The sequence below is a fragment of the Bartonella sp. AP40SXNS genome (assembly GCF_042195825.1).
Taxonomy (GTDB): Bacteria; Pseudomonadota; Alphaproteobacteria; order Rhizobiales; family Rhizobiaceae; genus Bartonella.
On the sequence record NZ_JBHIPB010000109.1, the window covers coordinates 1 to 738 of the forward strand.

The window sequence follows — 738 nt, forward strand, 5'->3', positions numbered from 1 at the left end:
GCAATGCACGAGCAATGCTTGGAAATGCACAATAACATTAACATTAACAATAACAAAAAAAATAAAAATATTATTTTATCAAAAAGAGAAATTGATTTTGAAAATTTAGAAACAAACGATTTTGTTGAAAAGGCAATCGAGTGTGATGATGTTCAATCAGAACAAATCAAAACGATAGAAACCAAACAACCAATCATTCACAAGCAAAATATTAATCTTTCCAATGAAGCTAACAACCGATGGCAAATTGACGAAGCGATGATTGAGAAATTGCCTTCACGAAAAGTTAAAAAGGTTGGAAAACAACTTTCAGAAATCGTTGATAAGATAATGCCTGCTTATTTTCCAGAGAAAGCAAATTTTTTTGAAGAAACAAAGAAAACAAGGGAAAAACAAGAAGTTGAAAGAATACTAGAAGATTTCAAACCCGATTTTCAATACGCAACTGAACAAGGATTAACGCATGATGAAGCCTTATCAGAATTTGAAAAATTTGTACGCTTTTCAAAATCCAACCCATGTCGAAATGCAAATGAACGCGATTGGCAAAGCGCTTGGGATAATTGGATTACGCATCCAGAATATGGATTGGTAATTAAGAAACACAAAAAATCAGAAGTGAAAAAACTATATGAAAGCGCATGTTATAAACCACCGTCAAACAATTTCGCAAATAACCTTTCAGAAAGCTTCAATCAACTTGCAACAGCGATCTACGCTTAAAGACACTTATGGATC

1 pseudogene is annotated in these 738 nt (G+C 32.8%); it reads left to right on the forward strand.

What is annotated here, in order from left to right:
- Nucleotides 1-723 (forward strand): annotated as a pseudogene (locus ACFILZ_RS10040) (hypothetical protein); the annotation flags it as partial.
- Nucleotides 724-738: the final 15 nt, after the last annotated feature.